A 20,396-nucleotide genomic window follows, 5' to 3' on the forward strand; every position below is an offset into this window, starting at 1 on the left:
ACGCCGGCAAGTTTCGCCGCGTCACTTCGGCTCCCCCCATCCAGGATCAGCGCTACCGCCAATAGGCGTCGGACCTGATCCGCATCACCACTTCGTCTGGCACATCGACGCAAATCCGCCGGTGTGTAGTCGGGCCGAACGCCAACCGCTGCCGCCATCGCAAGCCTCCATCTGCCTGCAACGTCGAATCAGATTTTCAGCACCTTGGGAATCCACCACGTGAGTCACTCTCAGCGCGCCTTGGTATAAGTCATCAAGCCCTTGTTCAACTCCTCTCCCGCCACTCAAGAACATTCGTTTCGATCTGGCGACATGCTTCCGATTGACGTTGCGCTGGGGTTAACGCAGGCTTGGTTGGATGGTGGGGGGACAAGATCAAGTTGACGCGACGGTGACGGACTTGTTTTCTCGTGCCGATCGCAGCGACGACGCCGCATCCTTTGCTGACCTGCGCAGAACTGTTGCAGCCATTCTCCAGGATAACCGTGCCGGCCTTCGGTTGGTTTCGACGGATATCGCCTTCCTGGCGGTGGCCAACCATTCGCTTGGCGAAGAGCAGGCAGCGTCTCTCAGCTACGCTCGGCTGACCGAACTCTATGGGGAGGTTTTGGAGCAGGACAGAATGACGACCTCAATACGGGAGGCTGACGTGCCACGCGCGATCAACCAGTTGATCGACCAGCGTGTGTTGATCGAACAAGCGGGTGCGCGGGTGCTGGACGATCGTCGTTATGCGCTTGGCCCCATCGGGAGGGCGATCGCCAACGCTTACGATGTGGGTCATACACTGGAGGCGGGCCGACTCACCGCTCTTCTCGCCGGCCTCCAGGCCGAACTCGAAGGCGCGATTGAGGAAGCGACGCGCGCAATCGCCGAGGGGCGGCCATGGGATCTTGACCGCACTTGGGCGGTGATCGGTAGTTTGCTTGCCGATATCGACGATCGCCGCGTCAATCTCGATTATCGCCAGGAATTGCTGCGTGCGCAGATTCCGGAAATGATGGGGCTCGAAACCTGGGAAGACGCACTTGCACGCTGCGGGGATGTGCTGCGAAGCTCATATCAGGCGGCAGAGGAGATCAAGATATGCCTTCTCGAGGGTCATCAGCGTATTCAAAAGCGGATCGACCGCCTTATCGGCATTACCCAGAACGCAGCGCCGGAGACTGCGCGCCTCGCTGATAACCTCGACGCTCGGCTGGTCTTGCTGGCGGATTGGGCATCGGACCGGTTCGGTGCCTGGGCAGGTTTCCATCGGCACGTCATGCGTTTTCTGACCGAAATGGTACGGATTGACCCGCACCGCACGCTTGCGCGCGTTTTGAACGAACAGGTTCGCGCTTATGCGGCTTTGATGGGCGAAGAAGGCAACGACGAACACGCTTTCACCTATAGCCTGCCCATCTGCCGAGCTGAACCGCATCGGCGCGTTCGAGCGGCGGAAATGCCGGAGCTTGGGGTGTTGGCGCCCGTCGCTTTCGAGGTGCCGGTCGAGGAAGTGCTTGATCCCGGTCCCGCTGCCTATCGGCTTGCCCAAATCGAGCAGGCGCTTGAGAATTGTCTCGCGGCGACAGGTGAGGCCGATTTGCATGACCTGCTGGGCCGCTTCGCCGATCTCCCGCCCCGCGACCTGTCACTTCTGGCCGGTCGCGTTGTTCAGCGGATGCTCGAACGGGCGCGTCCGGAACCTGTCGAGGCGCCGGCGAATCTCGCGCCGCTTGCACCCGGGCTGGAGAGCGAATTGTTGCGAGTCGTGTCACCGCACGAGGAGGCGGCATGAGCGACCCCGATCGTCTTGACATCGCCGACCTGCTACGGTCGATGGAGTTCGCGAGGCTGTCGACCTTGCTCGAAAAAGGCGGTCATGTCGGGCCCGAGGACGGAACGGCCTATGACTTCCTCCGCCGCCACGTCGTGCTGATCAACGAGTTCTACGCTACCTGGCAATCGACCGTCGTCGAGACCGATGAATGCTATCATCTCCTCGGGGACACTGAACATTTTGGTCGTCGTCACCTTGGCCGTCAGGAGATGTTGGTCGGTGCCATCGCCTGCTCGGTACGGCTCGATCCCGGCGCATTCTCCGAGGGGCTTCCTTTCGACGATTTTGTCCAGCGCATGGAAATGGCGATCGGGTCGGCGGACCTGTTCGTTCAACTTTTCGCCACGCAGCAGCGTGTGGGCAGCGATGTCGAACGGCGCGAACGGGCGCGCCTCCGGGTAGAGCGCTGCCTGCGGGAACTCGAAAGCCTGGGGTTTTTGGACTTTACCGAGGATGCGGGTGGTGAGCGGCGCGTGCTGCCGCGCACCGCCATTCATCGTTTTTCGCTTCCGGCACAGGCAAGCGGCGGGGACCCCAGTCGTATCGGCGAGGCTGTCGACGCGCTCGTGGGCCGGGGCATATTGCATCGCTCACCGGTGGACGGCGACGATGAGTAGACTGAGGGTCGCCGAGGTCTATGTCGTGAACTGGCTTGGCTATCCCGCGAGCCGGTGGCGCTTTGACGGGCCCGTTATCCAGTTTCACGGCGAGAATGGCGCTGGCAAGACGACTGCGATGGCAGCGATTGTTGCAGCGCTGGTGCCCAACGCCGCGCGGATAGACAGCATATTTCGGGGAAGCGCTCCTGGTCATGCCGGCTTGCGCACCAAGGTCGGTGTCGATGGCAACCCGTCATACAGCGTCCTGCGCGTCGAGCGCGAAGGAACGGCGCCCCTCTATCTAGGCGCTCGCCTGACCGCCAATCCTGCGGCACAGACCGGCGTTTCCGTGACGCCGTTCGCGGCGCATGGCTTTCCGGAGCCGCCAGACCCGTCTTTGTGGCTCACCGCCGATGACAGCGGCATTCGCCGTGTCGCGACGCTCGACGAGATCGGCGATGCTGCGGGCCGCGCCGGTGGATCGTTCCGGCAGTTCAGCGGACCGGGCGAATATTACCCCTACCTTCATCAGCTCGGTATTCTGCCGAGGCCACTGAAGAACCGCGAAGACCAAGAACAGTTCGCCAAGCTCTATCTTGCCGGCTTCGGTGGCGACGCCGCACAGCTCGTCTATCGTCTCAAGGATCATTTTCTCCCTGAACAAGAGCGACTGGGCGCCAACCTCCAGACCATGGACGAGGTCTATCGTCGCTTGATCCGCGGGCGCGCCGACATCGACGCCTATGAAGCCAAGCGCCGGGTCCTTGAGAAGCTGTGGGAAGCCGCAAACGAACTGGTCCAATGCGCCTGGGCAAATGACGAGTTTCGGCTTCGATCGGCCCGCGCGGAGGCAGTAAAGGCCGACGCGGATCTGAAAAAGACTGCCGCGGATGAGTCGGGGATAAAGGCGACGCTGGCCGATCTGCTTGCTCGGCGACCGGGGCTGCAGGCTGCGCTGGACGCCGCCCTCTCCGCGCGGGATCGGGGACGCGATGCCATCGTGGAACGGATCACAAGCCTGGATCACGCGATCGATGAGCGCAGGCGGATTGATGCAAACAGGGCCGCGCTGCCCGACCTGACGGCTCTGGTGGACGGCGCGATTGGTGACTGGCCGTCCTTCCTTGCCGCGCGGGACCGCGCGAAGGAACTGCGCACGACTGTTCTTGCCGGGGCGGCCGACCTGCGCCGCACTCTAGCCGACCTCGATAGCGGCATCGCAGCGCTTGAGTATTCCGGTGAAGTGCTGCGCGAAACCGCTCTGGCGCGCCAGCCGCACTTCGCAGACCTGAATATCGAAGCTGCCCGACAGTTGCAGGCAAGACTTGGGCCGGCGGTCAACGCGTCGGTCGTAGACGACCCCGATAAAGCCGCAGCGTCCGCTTTGAGCGATCCGCTGACGCTTGAGCATAGCTGGTTTATAAAGACTGGCGACGTAGATGGGATTATCTCGCCTCCTCCCCCCACGGAGAGCGGCCTGATCGTTCCGGAAGGGGCGTTTCTGCGCGCGTCAAAGCTCCCGGACCGCCCGATATTGGGCACTGCCGCGCGGACGCGCACCCTACGCGCCCTGCAGAAGGGCCGCGATGACGCTGCGATCGGGCTGGATGCGACTGAGCGGCGCGCCGCCGAAATCGAGGCAGCGCTGGATAAGACGGCCGCGATCGCGCAAAGCGCGGATCTGTTTCCGAACGAGACGCTGCCGCCGGTATTGGCCACCCAGGCGCGCAGGACCGGGTTACAGGAAGCACTGAGCGCCGGACCTCATGGGCGTTGGCCTGCCATGTCGGTGGCCGAGGATAAAGACATTGCGGAAGCATGGCGAACTGCGATGTCGTATGGCGCCGCTGCCGACGAGGCGTTGACCAGAGCGAGGGACGATATCACGCGCTACCAGGAGCGCCTGGTGGCCGCCGAGAGAGCTACGGCCAGAGCTCGTGAAGCGGCGCGCGACGCGCAGCTGGAGGCCGGTGAACGAGCTGCAAGCCGCGACGCCTGGCTCGAGCAGGCGTTGGGCGAGCAACTGCTCAGCCATCTGTCCGAACCTGGGTGGCTGGAGGGACTCCAGGGAGACTTTGTCGCGGACAGGCTGGCAAAGCGCGCCGCGGCTGCCGGACAGTCTCTGCAAGGACAGGTAAATGATGCGTCGTTCGCAGGGACACTAATCCTAGCCGCAAACGACGCGGTCGACCAGATCAACGCGGCAACCGTCGACCAGTCTCCGGCGACGTGTCTGCGCGTCTGGCGCGCCATGCGCGATTCGGCTTTTAGCTTGATGCCGCGAAACCTGACCTCAACGAACGACCCAGTCGAAGCGTGCGCTGCCTTGTCGGCACGTGTCGCAGAACTTCGCGTTGATGTGGAGCGGGCCGAAAGGCTGTTCCGTGTGGAAACCACCGCGATCCGTTCGGCGATCGAGAGCGCTGTCAGCCAGCAGCGACGGCGCATCGAAGGGCTTAACCGGGGACGCGAGGACGCCCGTTTCGGCGATCTGTCGGGGATCAGGTTGAAGCTGACGGCTAAGACCGAGATACTGGATCAACTCGACGCGTTCATGACTGAAGTCGGAAAGATAAGCGCTGATTTGAGCTTTGCCGAAGCGCTTGAAACAGTCGCACGCTCGGCCGAGCGCGGGCAGCGGCGTGCGCTCGCGCCCGACGTGACGCAATTGACCGACTATCGCAATTATGCCGAGCTTGGTGTTGAGGTTCGACACCGCGACAGCGAGAGCTGGCGATCGATCGAGGAGGAGGATCCTTCCACCGGCGAACGCATCGGTATCGCCTTTGTGTGCCTGTTGCTCGTACTTGAGTCCTGGGAAACGCGCTCGATGAATGTGTCATTCCTTCCAGGCACCTGCCTGCGTTTCCTTGTCATCGACGAGGCGGCGCGGCTTGATTCGACCGGCCTTGCCACGATCGCCGCCTATGCGGAGACGGCCGACGCACAGGTGCTGGTCGCTGCGCCCCAGGAGCAGCCGATTCCAGGGAGCAGGACGACATACACTTTTGTGCGGACACGAGATCCGGGCGGGGCGCCCCGTGTGGTGACGCGCCGGCGGGTGCTGATCACGGATCAGACCCATGATTGATCGGTCGCAATGGCCCGCGATCGAGACGCTTCTTCGACTTATCGTCGACGGTAAGGTTCGGCGGTCGGGCGCTCGTCAACCAGAGATCGATGCCCTTCAATCGCTTGGCTGGGTAAAGGTCAAAAGCAGCCAGCTGGTACCGGAGGCGGGGCGCACGGGCGATTTCCGCACGCGCCTGACGTCGCTTTGGCCCGGCTGGGAAGCCTTGGTCGAGGCGGCCCGAAGCGCCGACCTCGACCTGTTCGACCGCAATAGCTATGCGCCCGGCCGCCGCACGATCGAGGTCGCGCTTGGCGTCGACCCTGATCCCATTTCAATCGAAATCATCCGGGAACTCCTTGCGGGGATCTGCGGCGACCGCGCCGCGCTGGACATTCGAATCCGAAGCCTCAGCGGACGCACGGTCATCGTCGACATCGTCGATACAGCCGAGCAATCGGCGGCGGCGTTTGAGCGTGAGGTTGGTGACCTTAGGTCGAAGCTGGTCTCGGCGTTTGCGCGCCTGCGCGAGAAAGAGGCCCTGATCGGGCGTTTACGGACGCAGCTTCGCGACATCGCCGCCGACATCTTTCTCGACGGGACCGCTTACCAGGAGGTGCACGCGGCTCTCATTGGAGTCGATATTCTCGGCTTCGCCCAAATGACGGCGACCGAAAAAGGGGATGCCGTTTCCTTGTTCTCCAAAATGCTCGACCACAGCCTTGGCCAAGATGCCATCGCGTGGCGCGGAGAAAAGGGCAGCGCCTTTCTGCTCGTCGTCAAAGATCCGCTCGCGGCCATAACCGCCGTTTTCCAGCTTGCCCGGCATCTGTCGATCGAGCGGTTCGGCTTGCGATGCGCACTCTCCTACGGGCTCGTATCTTTCGCACCCGCCACGATTGGCGGTCGTAAGGAGGCTATTGGGAGGGCCGTTGAAGAGGTGACGGCTCTGCAAGAGATGCCTCTGCGCGAGACTGGCTATGAGGTGGTCGCGACCGGCGAATTCCGCGACACCTTGTTCGATGGGGCCGAACGATTCTCCTTCGTCCCGCTGCCGTCCCAAAGCGGCGATCCTCTATCGGGCACCTTTGGCGTGAACGATCGGCGCAATTGATGTTCTGGCCCATCGGTCGGCGGCAGCTTCGCTACCCCGATCACCTATTGCGGCGCCACGGCGCGCGCTAGGCGACGGCCGTGGCGCGCAGCTCTGCGGCAAGCTCGTCCACAAAGGCTTTGACCATCGCCGAATAAGGCTGGTCAGGCTCGTGAAGGCGGCGCAGCACCGCGACCCGTTGCAGGGATTGCTCGAGATTTGCGCCCGTGGCCCCCTCGGTCATGCTATCGACCACGAGCGCCTTTCTGATCTCGGATGCATGGAAGCGAAGCTCGTTGAGGACGCGGGTCCGGCTCTGTACCAGCCGGACCCGGTTGAGCGCGAAGGTGGCGATCGTTGCAAGGCCGCGCTCCTCTTCTTCCGGCGTGCCGGCGGGCAGCAATATGCTGAAATCGCCATTCTTCGACCAGCGCAGGAAGGGCGCCGGCTGGTCCGTCGTCGGATTGATCAGTGCCGGGCGCTCATCATCCAGATTGTCGGTTTCGCTAAATGCGCGCGCACCCGTGACTGGAAATTGATTGGCCTTACCATGGGAGTCGCGCGGGCGCCTCGCCATGAGCTTTGTCAGCTCATCCACGGTCATCGCCTCGGTGACTAGGTGCTGTCGCCGCCGCTGATTGCAGGGCGGACAGGAGGGCAGCAGATTTTCCCATTGGTGCGCTAGCCACCAATAGCCCTTGTGAAGGTGCTCGCCGGTCACGCCGCCTTTGGGCCGGAAATGCTCCACGTCCAAAGTGTCTCCCAAGTCGGATTCACAATAGGCGCATTTATTGTGAAACAGCGTGGCGAGCGCGAGCGTGACGTCGTAGCCCTTATATTCCTTGAACGGATAGCCCTTCGCTTTGGGCGCGGTTGAGTCGAAGTGCGCGTAGAATGCGATTGCTGCGGTTTTTTCGAGAGCAACGGCAGCACTGGGGCCGGCCAAGGAGCCCGGTGCTGCGATCGCCGCTCTGTCAACATAGCGCAACCGACCTACTCGCCTTCGCGCTCAAGGGCTCGCAACACCGCAGCAACAGCTTCCGACCGGAGCGTGACGCGCAGCTCTTCGCCGCTTGCTTCGTGACGTCGGAGATAGTGCGACAATGCCTCCTGGACGATCTGCTCGGTCGGACTGTCACCCACGGTCAAGCGACTGACCATGGAGGTTGTCGCGGCAGACGGCGTAGCAAAGAGTTCGCCCGAGGCGGTGCGCCTGGTCACATCGCCGGCAATACGGGCAAGTTCGAGTTCCATGAAGGGGTCGGCGGTACTCGACAGCCCGAAATAATCCGAGGTCAGGAGCTGCTCGGCGGTCATGCCCCTGACGCTCGGTAGTCCTGCGAGACGGACGATCTTCTGATCCGCATTGCGCTCTAGCACCTCGACCTCGCGATCATCCATCCCGCGCAGGCACAGCGGGTCGTGCGTCGTTGCGATAAACTGTACCCGCGGCAGGACGCGTCGCAGCGACGACATCACCTGCATCTTCCATCGCGGGTGCAAGTGCGTCTCGACCTCGTCGATCAGGACCACGGCCTGCGCATCTTCGAGATTGTCCCAATGGTCGAGAAGCTCACGGATGATATCGACCGTCATGACGAAGACGGAGCGATAGCCCTCGCTGAGCGCCTCGATCGGAGTGGAGCGGCCGTTCGCCATGACCGACACCCTATCCGGCTCGACCATGAGCTCATCGCCATCGTCAAGCGCGAGCACGATCCTTAGGGCCGCGATCACCGTGTCAAGGCGGTGACCCGTTTGCGCTCTCAGCCAGTCGCCCGGATACGGAATGGTTGCGAGCGGGTCGAACAATGTCCGGACCCGAGCCGCAGGTGATCGCCCGGCATCGCGCTTGCGGCTGTCGAAGAACCGTCTCGGGCCATAACCAAGCACAATCGTGGATTGTTCGTCTGCGCCTTCAAGGACCCGGCCAATGGGATCGAACGCAAAATGTGCGACATGGTCGGACGCGTGAAATCGTATCTCGACCTCAACCGCGCGAGCGTCCAGCTGGTCCCAATGGGTTACCGGCAGGCTGCGCACGAGCGCGGCGAAGTGCTTTCTGTACTTGGCCGCTTCCCGACGCCCGAGAAGCGCCAAGGCAATCGCGGAAAGGACACTCGACTTGCCTGTGGAATTTTCACCAAGCAAGATCAGGCAAGGCGCACCCGAGCGAAGCTCACGGCTGGACCCGAGCTGGAAATCCAGCCGCTCAATTGCCTTGAAATTGCTGATCTGGATGCTCGCAATGTCCCGGTCAGCGGCTGCATAGTCCTGGCGCCTTTTTTCGGCGCCGAGATCGATTGCCGCGCGGATTGCACGAGAATCCAGCTTCGCTGATGGTGCCTGCCGATCATCCTCGGCGAGGGTATCCAGAGCTCGGTGGAGGCGCTCGCGCTGCGGTCCGTCGGCTTCTCGAACGGCCTTGACGAAGTTGCGAACAAAGACGTCGCCACTGCCGCGGATCGGCTGATCGATTGTACGCCAGGCAAGCGCCACGCGGCCCATGAAATTGCGAATCGCACCTGCGTGCGGCACCGTCACGGCGAGTTCCTCAATGCCGTCGAAAAGATAGGCGGGCGCGGCGTGAAGCCAATCAACGAGGCTGCCGAGCCGATGCTTTCGCGCCATCTCAAGCTCGCTGCGGTTGAGCGAGAAGAGCTCGATGGTCATATCGCCCCGCTCGGACAGGCCCGCACAGCGCCCGTCTGCTAGGAAACGCAAATGTCGACCCGGCTCGTCGCGCGTTGGATCGACCAGAAGCGGTGTCTCCTGCGCGACGAGATCATCGAACGTGGCCCGAAAGGGACCCCGACTTCCCTTCAGTGGAAAGGCGTTAGCCTTTGATTTTAGGCAATATGGGCAAGCGTAGAACAGGTTGCGCCACTCAAATGCCAGCCAGAGATAATGATCCGGGTAGATCTTGCTATCGTCGGGATGAGAGAGCGGACGAAAGTGCAGTGTCAAGCCGTCCGATCCAGGTCGCGTTTCGCAGAACGCACACTTATCGAGGAACAGTCGCGCAAGGGGCCGAACAAGCTCGGGATCGAAGAAAAGATCGGCGTTGATTTCCGACCGTCGCTGCCGGCGCTCGGGATCGTCGAGGCGCAGATAGGTAAGCATGCGCCTTGTCTCTTCCGTCACCCGCTCGGCGCGAAAGAAGGAAGGTGGCTCAATAGGACGAAATACTTTCCTCATTCGCCGTTCTCGCATCCCACCCGAAAGTATCTGGGCATAGCCTCACCGGACTTCCCCGCAAGTGTCTTCGCCCGATTCATGACCGGCTGCATAAGGGCGAAGTCGATCTTCCGCCCCGTTGCCGCTGTCGATCTCCGTCTTCTTCACCCACTCATGCAGCGTCTGGGGCACGCAGCCGACCTTCTCCGTGATCGACACCATAGCTGCCAGCGCAACGGGTGATCCCGCTCGTGGGCGGACTCCCGGCGCAAACTTGTTGGTTATCTTGCTCATCGTGGTTCTACCTTCTCAGGAGTTGGAGCCTCCGGCAAACCCGGCACGGCTCACTCGCGGCCCAATTTGCCGTCCGGCGTGATGCCTGCAGTTTCGTTTAGGGCCGGAAATCCGATTGCAACCTCTGTTGGCGATGAGGCGTCCCCTCAACCATATGAGGGAGTTAGTAATGCGACGTGGCAAACCGGGAACGGGTGTTGAGGCGCTGAAGTCGAACATCCGGGTTAGGTTTACCTATGATCGGGTGAGGCGCTCAGTCACGCTAAAGATGGCACCCACGCAAACGAATATTCGGTCTGCTGAGCGATTGATGGTGCGTGTGCGTCGCGAGATCGATCTGGGCATCTTCGATTATCATCGCCACTTCCCTCAATCGTGCGAAGCGATGCGCGGGACGTTTCCGGAATCTGCGAAAACCTACATCGGCAGTCTCGTCGTGACCAAATCGACGATCGCCGGCTATCGGCAGGCGATCGACAAGGTATGGGTACCGGCTTTTGGAGAGAGGCATCTCGCCGATATCAAGCCATCCGAGATTCGAGCCTGGGTACGGTCGCGAAGCGGCGATATGTCTCCTAGGACGATCAACAATTATCTGATCCCCCTTCGCGGATTGTTTCGGGTGGCAATGGAGGATGGCCTATTGGACCGATCACCTCTGGCACCTATTCGGAACCTCAAGATTCAGCATTCGCTTCCAGACCCGTTCACGAGCGAAGAGATGGAGGCCATTCTCTCGCATCTGAGCCAGCAGGCGCCAGAGCAGGCTTGGAACTGGTACGGGTTTGCTTTCGGAACCGGCGTGCGGCCCAGCGAGCAGATCGCGGTATGCTGGAGCGACATAGATTGGGATATGCCTGCGATGCGCATCCAGCGGGCTAAGGTGAGGGGAGAGATCAAACCCACCAAGACCTACGAGATGCGAGATGTTGATCTGAGCGACAGGATGATCGCGGTGCTGGAACGCCAGAAGGCGGGCAGCTCTGACAACGGTTCAAACACACCGATCTTTCTGAATCCCGTAACCGGAAGGGCATGGCCGGCGTCCGAAGATCAGCGGAAATTCTATTTCCAGCCCGCTCTGGCGTCGCTGAAAATTCGCAAACGGAATGCCTACCACACCCGGCACACCTTCGCGACGATCGCGCTGATGGGCGGCATCAATCCCGCCTATATCGCGCGGCAACTGGGTCACAGCAACGCGGGCACACTGTTCAAACACTATGCGCGGTGGATCGACGGTTCCGATCGCCGCAAGGAAATCCGGAAAATGAATGCGCTGTTTGCACCGCTCATTGAGCAAGAAAATAATTTGCCCACAAATTCGCTATCTAAAACAGCGGCTTAATTGGTGCTTTTGCCCGCGGCTGTATAAATATAGCCCGTTTTCAATAACTTGGTGGTGCGGACGGCGGGACTCGAAAAAAAAAACGCTCCCTGAAGGGTCGAGAGGGGAATATGGGGGCATCAGCCGAGGGGCGATCGACATTCCCATGACCTGCATCCCCCTCCGATCCCCTAATTTGGCCACGCATTTGGCCACGGGATTGTCGCGCAGATGGGAGCTATCAGGGCAAAATGCCTTAACGCACTTGTCGCGGTTTGTTGGATCAACTCTCGCCGCTTTCGGAATTCAAGGGTTCGTTATATTCGCTGCCAGCCTGGCCACTCGGCTCCGCTGCGCTCCGCTGCGCTCCGCCCCCGCCCAGGCTGGCATCGCAGGCGCGCATCAACTAACTACGCAACCGGACCAGTCATCGCAGGCAGTCCACGTGAGAGAGCTTCGACGACAGTATCAGGCCCGATTTGAACGCAATCTTCCGGGGAAACGGTGCTTCCCGCGGTAGGAAAGGGCCTATGCGGGCGCATTGTCTCGAAAATATTCTTCAGAGCTAGAATATGCGGGTCCATATTTGCACGCCTGGTGCAAGGTCATTCATACCGAATCGTGAGCAATGATCTCGAAGCTCTCGGGTGAATGCTCCATTTTCGATCTTTCTGTATATTCGCGGTCGGTTGATCGCGCTGCCAAGGACCGGCCAAAGGCGAAGAATGCAGTCAGATCAGGGGTCGTGCTCGGGATTCCACTAGCGGCGACTCCGACAATCCAGTGCATGTCACACTGCCGTCTAATAACATGGTCTACAGAGAATAGTCTGCCCCGACTTAATGCGAGTCTTCATGCCTGGCCCGAACCGGATCAACATCGGAGCTCTGATGTGCTCCTGTGTCGCACATGGGGCGATCATGGGCGGACTCTTTCTGTCGGGCTGGGATGTGTGGCCGCGCGTGCTGGATCGGCGGGAATCGAGCAAGCCGCTGGTGGTGGAGCTCATTCCGCTCGATGGGCAGCGCATCTCCCGCAACAGTGTCGCGACCCCAAGCCTCCAGAAGAGGCAGTTGCCGAGCGTCGGGGTCGGCGCCGCGCGGGCGCGGCCGTCATTGGCGATGGAGCCGGTCAAGTTCGCGAGCGGTCCGGTCAGCCACAGCTTGCCGGCGGCCTCACCCGCTATTGGCGGTGGAGCTCCTGCCGCTGCATCCCGGGCCGAGTTCGATGAATATCAGCACAGGCTGTACGAGATCGTCGCGCATAACAGCCGCTACCCCGGAGAAGCAAAACGACTGCGGCTATCCGGCATCACGCATCTGGCGTTCCGCGTCGACCGGCTGGGCAATGTGCTCGACAGCTGGGTACAGGAAAGCTCCGGCTCGGAGATGCTCGACGATGCCGCGCTCGACGCGTTGCGGCGGTCGCAGCCGCTGCCGCCGATCCCACCCAGCCTGCCGTCGCGAATGGACTTCGTGATCGAGATCGACTCGTCGCTCCTGCAGCACCTTGCTCTATCCAGCCGCGGCTAGGGTGAATGACGCTCCAGCCCCGGCCTTGATCCCGCAACCCGCATTCAGTCTGTGACCATGTCGGCCCGCGATGTCCTCGTCTCGTTGCTTGTCTCGGCGTATCCGGACCTGAAGCGCCGGCTTGCCGGCCGACTGGGGTCGGCCGACCTGGCCAACGACGCGCTGCATGACACCTATGTCCGCCTCCATCGCGCCGAGATCGAGGGCGAAGTGCACAATCCGCGTTCCTATTTGATGACGATGGCGCTCAATATCGCGAGCAATTCGGCACGAAGCGGAGCACGGCACCTGTCAGCTTTCGAGATCGAGACGCTGATCGACATACCCGATGAGTCGCCGGATCCGGTGCGCGCGGCGGAGGCGCGTTCCGAGCTTGCAGCAGTCGATGTGGCGCTTCAGGGACTGCCTGAACGGCGGCGACGAATTTTTCATCGCTTTTGGGCAGAGGGTGCCACGTACAAGGAGTTGTCCTTGGAAAACAATGTATCTGAGCGGACAATTCGGCACGAATTGCTGCTTGCCAACCGTCATGTCCAGAGGGCGACTGAGGTTTTTTGTATAGTCGAGTTGCAAGATCGGCTTTCTCAAGTGTCCTTTAAATAAGGGGCGCTGAAATGATCCTGTGTGGGGCGCTCCCGTTGGAGCATGTGGCTGGCTTGCCGAGATGACGGAACGGACTGGATGGACCGACGCGGAACTGGCGCGCCTTCGACTGGAGGCGCTCGACCACCTAACGCATCTGTTGTCCGGCACCGCGACCGAGGGCGATGCCGCCGAGGTCGTTGCGTGGCGCGTGCGCAGCCGTGCCCATGAGGAAGCGTTCCGGTCGGCAGTCCGGCTGCGCATGCTCCTGCGGGATGGCGCACCCTCGGTAATCGCGTCGGCGCCGGGTCAAGATACCGGCGATGTTGCGGAAAACACAGGCCTTGATCGGCGTGACGCGGGCGCCAACGACAATGACGTATCGATCGACGCCGTGTTGGTACATCGGCTTTCGCGCCGGGGGCTGCTCGGTGGCGCAATCGCTGCTTCCTTGACGGGGGGTATGCTCGTGCTCGGCCGGTCGATGGAGCTGGTGCCATCGCCATCGGAACTCCGCGCCGATTATCGCACCGGAACGGGCGAGCGCCGGTTGGTAGCCCTCGCCGACGGTGCCAGCGTCGAGCTCAATACGCGGACGAGCGTCGACCTGCGCACCGACCGGGCTATTCCCACAATCGAGCTGATCAGCGGCGAGGCTCTTTTGAGCAGCGGACGATCGGGCCGGGCGGCGCTCCTCGCCGGACCCGGCACGAGCGTCGCCAGCAACGGCCGGTTCAACGCGCGGCGTGATGGCAACGAGGTTTGCATCACCTGCCTCGCCGGGCAGGTCGATGTCGTCTGGTCTGGTCAGAAGCGTGTGCTGGAAGCGCAAAATCAGATCCGTTACAATGATCGCGGCATCGGCCATGTGCTGCGGGGCATCGATACCGTTGCCCTGACGGCGTGGAAGACCGGGACGCTCATCTTCCGCAACATGCCGATGCGAGCGGTGATCCAGGAGATCAACCGGTATCGCTCGGGACGGGTCTTTCTTGCCAACGAGAAGCTGGCGGGTCGGCCGTTGAGCGGAACATATTACATGAACCGTCTCGACGAATTCTTCAGCCAGGCTGAACTTGCTCTCGGAGCGAAAGTAACGCGATTGCCGGGCGGTGTGGTGATCCTGAGCTGAGACGGGCTTTTCGCGAACTCGCGACAGCATGTGTCACAGAAGTGTCACGAATTTGTTCTGCCAACTTTGGCGTCTCGAAGTGTCCTTAGAATAGGGTCGCTCGGGGAATCATCATGCTTGCCGGACACATGCTAGAGGTTGCGACGGAAGACAGCCTCCGGCGCGAGGAAGGCCGGCTCGCGGCGCACGCGCGCCGACCCGATTATGATATTCGGTCGAGCCTGCCGACCATCGGCACTTGCCAGAGCGCAGGCGATCTTCGCGCCTGGCTGCTGAAGGTTGCCCGCGGCCTGGGATTCTATGGCGCGCGTTATGTTCATATCGGCACGCGGTGGTGGACTCACGAGCGCTCCGACAGGCCGATCCGGTTTCTGACGACCTCCGATCGCAACGACGACGACGAGGAGGACTGGCTTGCGCGCGATCCTAGCGTGCAGCGCGTCCGGATGGCCTTTGCTCCCTTCGCCTGGTCGACGCGCCTCGGTCCCGAGCTTACCGAGGTTCAACGCCTGTGGCTCGAGCGGGAGCGCGCGCGCGGGGTTGCTGCCGGAGTCGCGGTGCCGGTCCAGGACAGTGTGGATGGGCCGGCCTATCTCAGTTTTTTCGGTTATGACGAAGACGCCGTCACCGATCTCGTGCAACGGCGTGCTCCGGAACTCGCCTTTGTCGCGGCGCAATATCACTCCCTGGCAAAGACGTTGGTGAAGGTCGCGGACTGGGCACCCGAATTGTCCGAACGGGAGATCGAATGCCTTCGCCTCGCTGCGCTCGGCAAGACTGTGCAGGAAAGCGGCAAGGCCTTGGGCCTGTCCGGACGCACGGTGGAATATCACCTGCAAAAGGCGTCGGACAAACTCGGCGCGCCGAGCAAGATCCGGGCGGTGGTCCTCGCCTTCGGCCGTGGCATCGCCCACGTCTGATCGTTTCGACGAGCCGCACTGCAAGGTGGCCGTGACGATCCCGCGATCGACGGTGATCCGGTCGTTCAGTCGATGTGCCGCTCGGCGAGTGCCGCCTCGACACTTGGGATGTCGGCCGGATTGTCTACCTCCCAGATTCCGCCGGGTGGACTGCACACCTCGATCAATCGGATCGGGATGCCGGCGTGGAGGAAGCGCAATTGCTCCAGCCCCTCCGCTTCCTCGATGCCGGTGGATCCCAGCCTGGCATAGGTTGCGAGCGCGTCACGGTGATAACCGTACAGCCCGATATGAAGATAGACGGGCTGCCGGGTCAGATAATTTGGCGCATGCGGAATGACCCGCGTGGAAAAATAGAGCGCGTTCATATCCGCATCGAAGACGACCGTGGTGCGTCCCGTCCGGCCCATCCGGTCTTCCGCCAGCAGCCGATCGATGGTTGGTGCCGAGCACCGGATCATGGGCGTCGCGACAGCAACGCCGGGGGCATGGACCATGGTATCGAGCAGCGCCTCGATGGCGAGTGGCGGGGTCAGCGGTGCGTCGCCCTGAAGGTTGATGATGATCTCTGCGTCGATGCCCGCCACCGCCAGCGCGTCGTGGCACCGTTCGGTCCCGTTGCTGCACGCTGGCGACGTCAGCACCACCTGGGCGCCAAATCGTCGTGCTGCCTCGGCGATCCTACGATCGTCGGTGGCAATCCATATGTCGTCCAGGTCGGCGGCTCCGCACGCGGCTTCCCAGCTACGCTCGAGCAGGCTTTTCGTGATGCCATTCACGCCGCACAGCGGGGCGAGGGGTTTTCCCGGAAACCGGGTCGAACCGAAGCGCGCTGGAATGATGATCGCATGGGACCGGCGGGTTCTGGGTCGTTCGCTGCTGGCGACGATTCTGAGCATCAACCGATCAGCCGGTCGGGAGTCCGCGAGGGGAGGGCCGCACCCGTTTCGACCTCTGCCGTCCAGGCCACTCGCATGGCGTTTCCCCTGCCCCATCGCCCTGGCGAACACAGCGCGGGGCAAGCGTACTCGAACGAAGCGGCGCGCCTGCTAGGGGAATCCGCAGCGGATGACCGAATAATGGGGGCGTCTGCCGGATCCGTCCCGAACCCGACAGTCACGACACCGTCAGTGCCGTATGCCCTTGAGAGCGACCCTCAGGGGCTGGGTCAGAAGATCGGGCGGCGGGGAAACCGAGACGCCCGACAGCGTCTCGCTGATGATCGAATCCGTCTTTCGATCGCCGCTGGTCCGGCTGACCCTGATGTCTTCCAGCCTGCCATCGTTATCGACCCGGAACGCGACGACGATATCGAACGAAAGCCGCGCGGTGCGCCTGTCGTCGCGCAGCCGCGATTGCAGTTCGGTTTCCAACTGCTCGTAATAGGCCATGCGTTCGACGGGAGAGAGAGCCGCGCTCGCAACCCGTTCGCGGACGACGACACGGCCTAGTGGCACGAGTTGTCCGGATTCTGTCGTCGCGTCCGGCGTGGTGATGATCGCGGCATTGGCGCGGCTGTATCGTACGACGAGGCCAGTATTGCTCAACAGCAGTCGCAACGCCTCGCGAGGGGCATAGCGGCCCCGCACGGCGCTTGAGCGGCGCCCCTGAGTGAGAAGGCTGTCGTAGAGCAACTGCACGCCGGTCACCTCGAAATACCGGGTGAGGGCGCTGTCGAGAGGCTGGGACGGGATGTCGAAGGCTGTTTTCCGATCGGCACTTGCCTGTTGCGCGACCGCATGAGCGCATAACGGCGCTGCAATGCTCGACATGGACATCAACAGTGACGTCAACCGGGACCGGATCGAGCGAACGGCAAGCATCTTGGGGCAGGATAGTGCGCGGTATCGGCGTTTGCGAGCGTTACGGTATCGCTCCAACCTCCGTAGGGAAAAATTCTCGGGCGTGATGTGAGCTGGCTGGGCTAAGTTGGCCCTCATAATCAGCCGCAGGGTTTTCTGCGCTGCACCATTTTAAGTGCACCGTGATTTCAAAAAGCATCATCTTTCATAAAAACGTTAAGTAAGATTCGGCTTGGAAATGGTTGGATGTGCTTGAAAAGAAAATTACTTCCATCGGGTTGATGACTTAAGTCAAAAGGGTGCGATTTTAGTTCAATCAAGCTTCTTTGGTTAAATTATACAGGTCCAGATTGTGAAAGAATTATGGCAATTCGGAGGCGATAGTGTCATATTTTTCCTTTGCCAGATTCCGCACGCCACCGTGTCCAATAATCAAGGAACTAATTGGGGGCAGGCGAAATGTTCGCGGGCGGTGCTCTACAGCACCAGGTCAGTCATGAACTGCGCGTCGGCTCTCTGTCGGCGTGGGTTGGCGGGATTCCGTCCGTAGCGGCTATGGTTGCCACGGACGGGCCGGGCGATTGCCATTCCGCTGACTCCCTGCACGAGTGGCTCGAGCGCTTTGCCCGCCAGGTCGGTTTTTCGGCCGGACGATATGTGCATCTGGGCCATCAGATTCAGTTGCGAGGGGTGGCGGAGCGTCCACCGTTGCGCTTCCTCTCGACACTTGGGGAAGCGAACGATCCCTGGCGTGCCGGTGACCCGGCCGCGCCCAAGATCACCGTTTCCTTCATTCCCTTCGACTGGTCGACGCGGGACGACCTCGATCTGCCCGACCGCCAGCGCGCGTGGCTCAGTGTCGAGCGCCTTCGCGGCGTCGAAGCAGGGATCGCGATACCCGTCCAGGATTATCTCTCCGGGCCGGCCTATCTGAGCCTGCTCGGCGGCTCGCAGGCCACCGCGGCATCGGTGGTCCGGCTGGAGGCGCATCAACTCATCTATCTGGCGGTCGAGTTCCATTGCCGGGCAAAGGCGATCCTGCCCGCCGGCAATGGGGACACCATTCCGTTGACCGATCGCGAGATCAGTTGCCTGCGTCATGCTGCGTCGGGCGCCAGCGTGCCGCAGACGGCATCGAGCCTGGGGATCGCGACCCGAACGGTCGAACTTTATTTCGCCCGCGCCGCCCGCAAGCTCGGCGCGTCGAACAAGATCCAGGCGGTGGCGCTCGCGCTCACGGCCGGCCTGATCCAGATCTGACATGCGAGACACTTTCCCGATCATGAACCCCGTCGTCACGCGCCCCCTGCCGGATCGCAGTGCCATCGAAGCCGTCCCTCGAGGATCGACCAAGCGCATCTCGACGATCGTCGAGCTGCTGGCCGCCGGCGCCCTGTTCCTGCCTTCGGTCGCGATGGCGCAGGCAGCGTCGTCGCCGGACGCGGCGCCCGCTGCCGAACCGCGACGTGCGCCCGACAAGTTCATGGTCAACGCGATCGACGTGTCGGGCGCTACCAAATTGTCCGGCGCCGAGATCGAGAAGATCATCTATCCGTTTCTCGGACCGGATCGTTCTAACGACGATATCGTCGCCGCGCAGAAGGCATTGCAGGATGCCTATGCGGCCAAGGGTTATGAAGCCGTGCTGGTCGACTTGCCGATCCAGCCCGAGGAGACTTTCGCCCAGGGGATTGTCCAACTCGCCGTGAACGAGACCCCGGTCGGTCGTGTCCGGGTGGTCGGTGCCGAACATCACTCCCTCGCCGTCGTGCGGTCGCAGATCCCCTCGGTCGTCGAGGGGCAGCCGATCAACTTCAAGGCCCTGCAGCGCGACATCGCCCAGGCGAACCGCGTCGCCGACCGCACGGTCGACCCGGCCTTTCGGCCCGGTCAGGTGCCTGGCACGCTCGATGTCGACCTGAAGGTGGAGGACAGCTCCCCGATCCACGCCAGTATCGAGCTCAACAACGACAATAGCCCGAACACCAAATCCCTGCGGCTCAGTAGCACGGTGCGGTATGCCGATCTGTGGGGGCAGGGCCACTCGCTGTCGGTCACCAGCGTGCTGGCGCCGCAGGACACCAAGCAGAGCGCGGTGATCTCGGCCTCCTATAATGCCCCGCTGGTCGGAACGCCCTGGTCGTTCCTCCTTTATGGCTACAAGTCGAACAGCAATGTCGCGGCGCTCGGGGGCACCAACGTCCTTGGCGACGGCGGACAGATCGGGCTGCGCGCGGTCTATCGCCTGCCAGGCGACGTCTTCCAACAGATCAGCTTCGGTGCCGATTTCAAGAGCTTCAACGAGCAGATATTCCTGGCCAACGAGGCGCTCGACCCTGCGCCGATACGCTATGTTCCACTGGTTGCCGAATATACGCTCGGTGGCGCGACCGAGACCGAGACCTATGGGCTGACCCTGGGCGCCACGGCCGGTTTCCGCGTCGTAAAACGCACCAAGTGCGAATCCCTCGGCAATGTCGACCCGGGCAATGCGCCGACCTGCGATCTTCCGGGCGGCGGCGTCGGCGTGCCGGTCGATTTCCTGCGCGGCCGCTCGCTCAACGCCAATGAGAACTTCGTCCATTTCAACCTGGACATGAATTATACGAAGACGTTCCCGGGCGATTACGTCCTGGCGCTGCGTTTTTCCGGTCAGCTCGCCGATTCCCCGCTCGTCACCAATGAACAGTTCGGCATCGGCGGCATGACCAATGTCCGCGGTTATTATGTGTCGGAAGCGGTCGGCGACGACGGTTTCATCGAGTCTGTCGAGGCGCAGATGCCCGACCTGTCACCGCATCTCGGCCCACATATCGACCAGCTGCGCTTCTACGGCTTTGGCGATTTTGGTTACGCGCATGTCCGCGCACCGGCCCTTGGCCAGATCGGGAGGTTCCGCATCGGCAGCTTCGGCGGCGGCGTGCGATACCGGCTTTTCAAATATTTCTCGGGCGAATTCCTGATCGGCGTGCCGGTCACGAATGGTCCGGTCAGTCGGCGTGGAGACCCGCGCTACAGTTTTTCGCTCAAGAGCGAGTTTTGAACT

General features: G+C 61.9%; 15 protein-coding genes and 1 pseudogene. 11 read left to right on the plus strand and 5 right to left on the minus strand.

Features of this window, described 5'->3' with window-relative positions:
- Positions 1-391 precede the first annotated feature (391 nt).
- Genes AC1DT7_RS17980 through AC1DT7_RS17995 form a run of 4 tightly spaced genes read left to right on the plus strand, consistent with a single transcriptional unit; the run spans position 392 to position 6,605 of the window.
- Complete coding sequence (locus tag AC1DT7_RS17980) at positions 392-1,780, plus strand: hypothetical protein (protein WP_478037496.1); 1,389 nt, start codon at positions 392-394, stop codon at positions 1,778-1,780.
- Positions 1,777-2,439 (plus strand): chromosome partition protein MukE, encoded by a 663-nt coding sequence (locus AC1DT7_RS17985; protein WP_478037497.1) that lies wholly within the window; start codon positions 1,777-1,779, stop codon positions 2,437-2,439. Before AC1DT7_RS17980 ends, AC1DT7_RS17985 begins: the two co-directional genes overlap by 4 nt.
- Positions 2,432-5,512, plus strand: coding sequence for an SbcC/MukB-like Walker B domain-containing protein (locus AC1DT7_RS17990; RefSeq protein ID WP_478037498.1), 3,081 nt, complete (start codon positions 2,432-2,434; stop codon positions 5,510-5,512). Before AC1DT7_RS17985 ends, AC1DT7_RS17990 begins: the two co-directional genes overlap by 8 nt.
- On the plus strand, positions 5,505-6,605 hold the full coding sequence (locus tag AC1DT7_RS17995) for a hypothetical protein (protein WP_478037499.1): 1,101 nt from the start codon (positions 5,505-5,507) through the stop codon (positions 6,603-6,605). Before AC1DT7_RS17990 ends, AC1DT7_RS17995 begins: the two co-directional genes overlap by 8 nt.
- A 67-nt stretch (positions 6,606-6,672) precedes the next feature.
- On the opposite strand, the gene AC1DT7_RS18000 is transcribed toward AC1DT7_RS17995, so the two are convergent.
- The 3 genes and pseudogenes from AC1DT7_RS18000 to AC1DT7_RS18010 form a co-directional block, all read right to left on the minus strand.
- Positions 6,673-7,572, minus strand: coding sequence for an HNH endonuclease family protein (locus AC1DT7_RS18000; RefSeq protein ID WP_478037500.1), 900 nt, complete (start codon positions 7,570-7,572; stop codon positions 6,673-6,675).
- Positions 7,573-7,577: 5 nt separating this feature from the next.
- On the minus strand, positions 7,578-9,707 hold the full coding sequence (locus tag AC1DT7_RS18005; RefSeq protein WP_478037501.1) for an AAA family ATPase: 2,130 nt from the start codon (positions 9,705-9,707) through the stop codon (positions 7,578-7,580).
- A 195-nt stretch (positions 9,708-9,902) separates the two neighbouring features.
- Positions 9,903-10,055 (minus strand): annotated as a pseudogene (locus tag AC1DT7_RS18010) (IS3 family transposase); the annotation flags it as partial.
- A gap of 169 nt (positions 10,056-10,224) precedes the next feature.
- Here AC1DT7_RS18010 and AC1DT7_RS18015 point away from each other — a divergent pair.
- The 5 genes from AC1DT7_RS18015 (at position 10,225) to AC1DT7_RS18035 (ending at position 15,548) form a co-directional block, all read left to right on the plus strand.
- On the plus strand, positions 10,225-11,403 hold the full coding sequence (locus AC1DT7_RS18015; protein ID WP_478037502.1) for a tyrosine-type recombinase/integrase: 1,179 nt from the start codon (positions 10,225-10,227) through the stop codon (positions 11,401-11,403).
- 833 nt (positions 11,404-12,236) lie between these two features.
- A complete protein-coding gene (locus AC1DT7_RS18020; protein WP_478037504.1) occupies positions 12,237-12,914 on the plus strand; it encodes an energy transducer TonB in 678 nt (225 codons plus the stop codon).
- A 57-nt stretch (positions 12,915-12,971) separates the two neighbouring features.
- A complete protein-coding gene (locus tag AC1DT7_RS18025; protein WP_478037566.1) occupies positions 12,972-13,517 on the plus strand; it encodes an RNA polymerase sigma factor in 546 nt (181 codons plus the stop codon).
- Between the two features lie 61 nt (positions 13,518-13,578).
- A complete protein-coding gene (locus tag AC1DT7_RS18030; RefSeq protein ID WP_478037505.1) occupies positions 13,579-14,628 on the plus strand; it encodes a FecR family protein in 1,050 nt (349 codons plus the stop codon).
- Between the two features lie 113 nt (positions 14,629-14,741).
- Positions 14,742-15,548, plus strand: coding sequence for a helix-turn-helix transcriptional regulator (locus tag AC1DT7_RS18035; RefSeq protein WP_478037506.1), 807 nt, complete (start codon positions 14,742-14,744; stop codon positions 15,546-15,548).
- Positions 15,549-15,613: 65 nt separating this feature from the next.
- Here the strand turns inward: AC1DT7_RS18035 and AC1DT7_RS18040 are convergent, their stop codons facing one another.
- Complete coding sequence (locus AC1DT7_RS18040; protein WP_478037508.1) at positions 15,614-16,447, minus strand: 3-deoxy-manno-octulosonate cytidylyltransferase; 834 nt, start codon at positions 16,445-16,447, stop codon at positions 15,614-15,616.
- 228 nt (positions 16,448-16,675) lie between these two features.
- Complete coding sequence (locus tag AC1DT7_RS18045) at positions 16,676-17,320, minus strand: secretin and TonB N-terminal domain-containing protein (RefSeq protein WP_478037510.1); 645 nt, start codon at positions 17,318-17,320, stop codon at positions 16,676-16,678.
- 489 nt (positions 17,321-17,809) lie between these two features.
- Between AC1DT7_RS18045 and AC1DT7_RS18050 the strand changes: the two genes are divergently transcribed.
- Both AC1DT7_RS18050 and AC1DT7_RS18055 read left to right on the plus strand, forming a co-directional pair.
- Positions 17,810-18,610 carry a helix-turn-helix transcriptional regulator gene (locus AC1DT7_RS18050; RefSeq protein WP_478037511.1) on the plus strand — a complete coding sequence of 267 codons (801 nt, stop codon included), beginning with the start codon at positions 17,810-17,812 and terminating at the stop codon, positions 18,608-18,610.
- 1 nt (position 18,611) lies between these two features.
- The gene (locus AC1DT7_RS18055) at positions 18,612-20,393 is read left to right on the plus strand and encodes a ShlB/FhaC/HecB family hemolysin secretion/activation protein (RefSeq protein WP_478037513.1); all 1,782 of its coding nucleotides are present in this window, start codon (positions 18,612-18,614) and stop codon (positions 20,391-20,393) included.
- The last annotated feature ends 3 nt before the right edge of the window (positions 20,394-20,396 follow it).

It is taken from the genome of Sphingomonas sp. P3_C6 (genome assembly GCF_056402595.1).

What these genes read in the sequence shown, in the direction of transcription:
- AC1DT7_RS17985 (WP_478037497.1), top strand. Translation starts at nt 1,777, where the DNA reads ATGAGCGACCCCGATCGTCTTGACATCGCCGACCTGCTACGGTCGATG.
- AC1DT7_RS17990 (WP_478037498.1), top strand. Translation starts at nt 2,432, where the DNA reads ATGAGTAGACTGAGGGTCGCCGAGGTCTATGTCGTGAACTGGCTTGGC.
- AC1DT7_RS17995 (WP_478037499.1), top strand. Translation starts at nt 5,505, where the DNA reads ATGATTGATCGGTCGCAATGGCCCGCGATCGAGACGCTTCTTCGACTT.
- AC1DT7_RS18005 (WP_478037501.1), bottom strand. Translation starts at nt 9,707, where the DNA reads ATGCTTACCTATCTGCGCCTCGACGATCCCGAGCGCCGGCAGCGACGG.
- AC1DT7_RS18015 (WP_478037502.1), top strand. Translation starts at nt 10,225, where the DNA reads ATGCGACGTGGCAAACCGGGAACGGGTGTTGAGGCGCTGAAGTCGAAC.
- AC1DT7_RS18020 (WP_478037504.1), top strand. Translation starts at nt 12,237, where the DNA reads ATGCCTGGCCCGAACCGGATCAACATCGGAGCTCTGATGTGCTCCTGT.
- AC1DT7_RS18025 (WP_478037566.1), top strand. Translation starts at nt 12,972, where the DNA reads ATGTCGGCCCGCGATGTCCTCGTCTCGTTGCTTGTCTCGGCGTATCCG.
- AC1DT7_RS18030 (WP_478037505.1), top strand. Translation starts at nt 13,579, where the DNA reads ATGACGGAACGGACTGGATGGACCGACGCGGAACTGGCGCGCCTTCGA.
- AC1DT7_RS18035 (WP_478037506.1), top strand. Translation starts at nt 14,742, where the DNA reads ATGCTTGCCGGACACATGCTAGAGGTTGCGACGGAAGACAGCCTCCGG.
- AC1DT7_RS18040 (WP_478037508.1), bottom strand. Translation starts at nt 16,447, where the DNA reads ATGCTCAGAATCGTCGCCAGCAGCGAACGACCCAGAACCCGCCGGTCC.
- AC1DT7_RS18045 (WP_478037510.1), bottom strand. Translation starts at nt 17,320, where the DNA reads ATGTCGAGCATTGCAGCGCCGTTATGCGCTCATGCGGTCGCGCAACAG.
- AC1DT7_RS18050 (WP_478037511.1), top strand. Translation starts at nt 17,810, where the DNA reads ATGTTCGCGGGCGGTGCTCTACAGCACCAGGTCAGTCATGAACTGCGC.
- AC1DT7_RS18055 (WP_478037513.1), top strand. Translation starts at nt 18,612, where the DNA reads ATGCGAGACACTTTCCCGATCATGAACCCCGTCGTCACGCGCCCCCTG.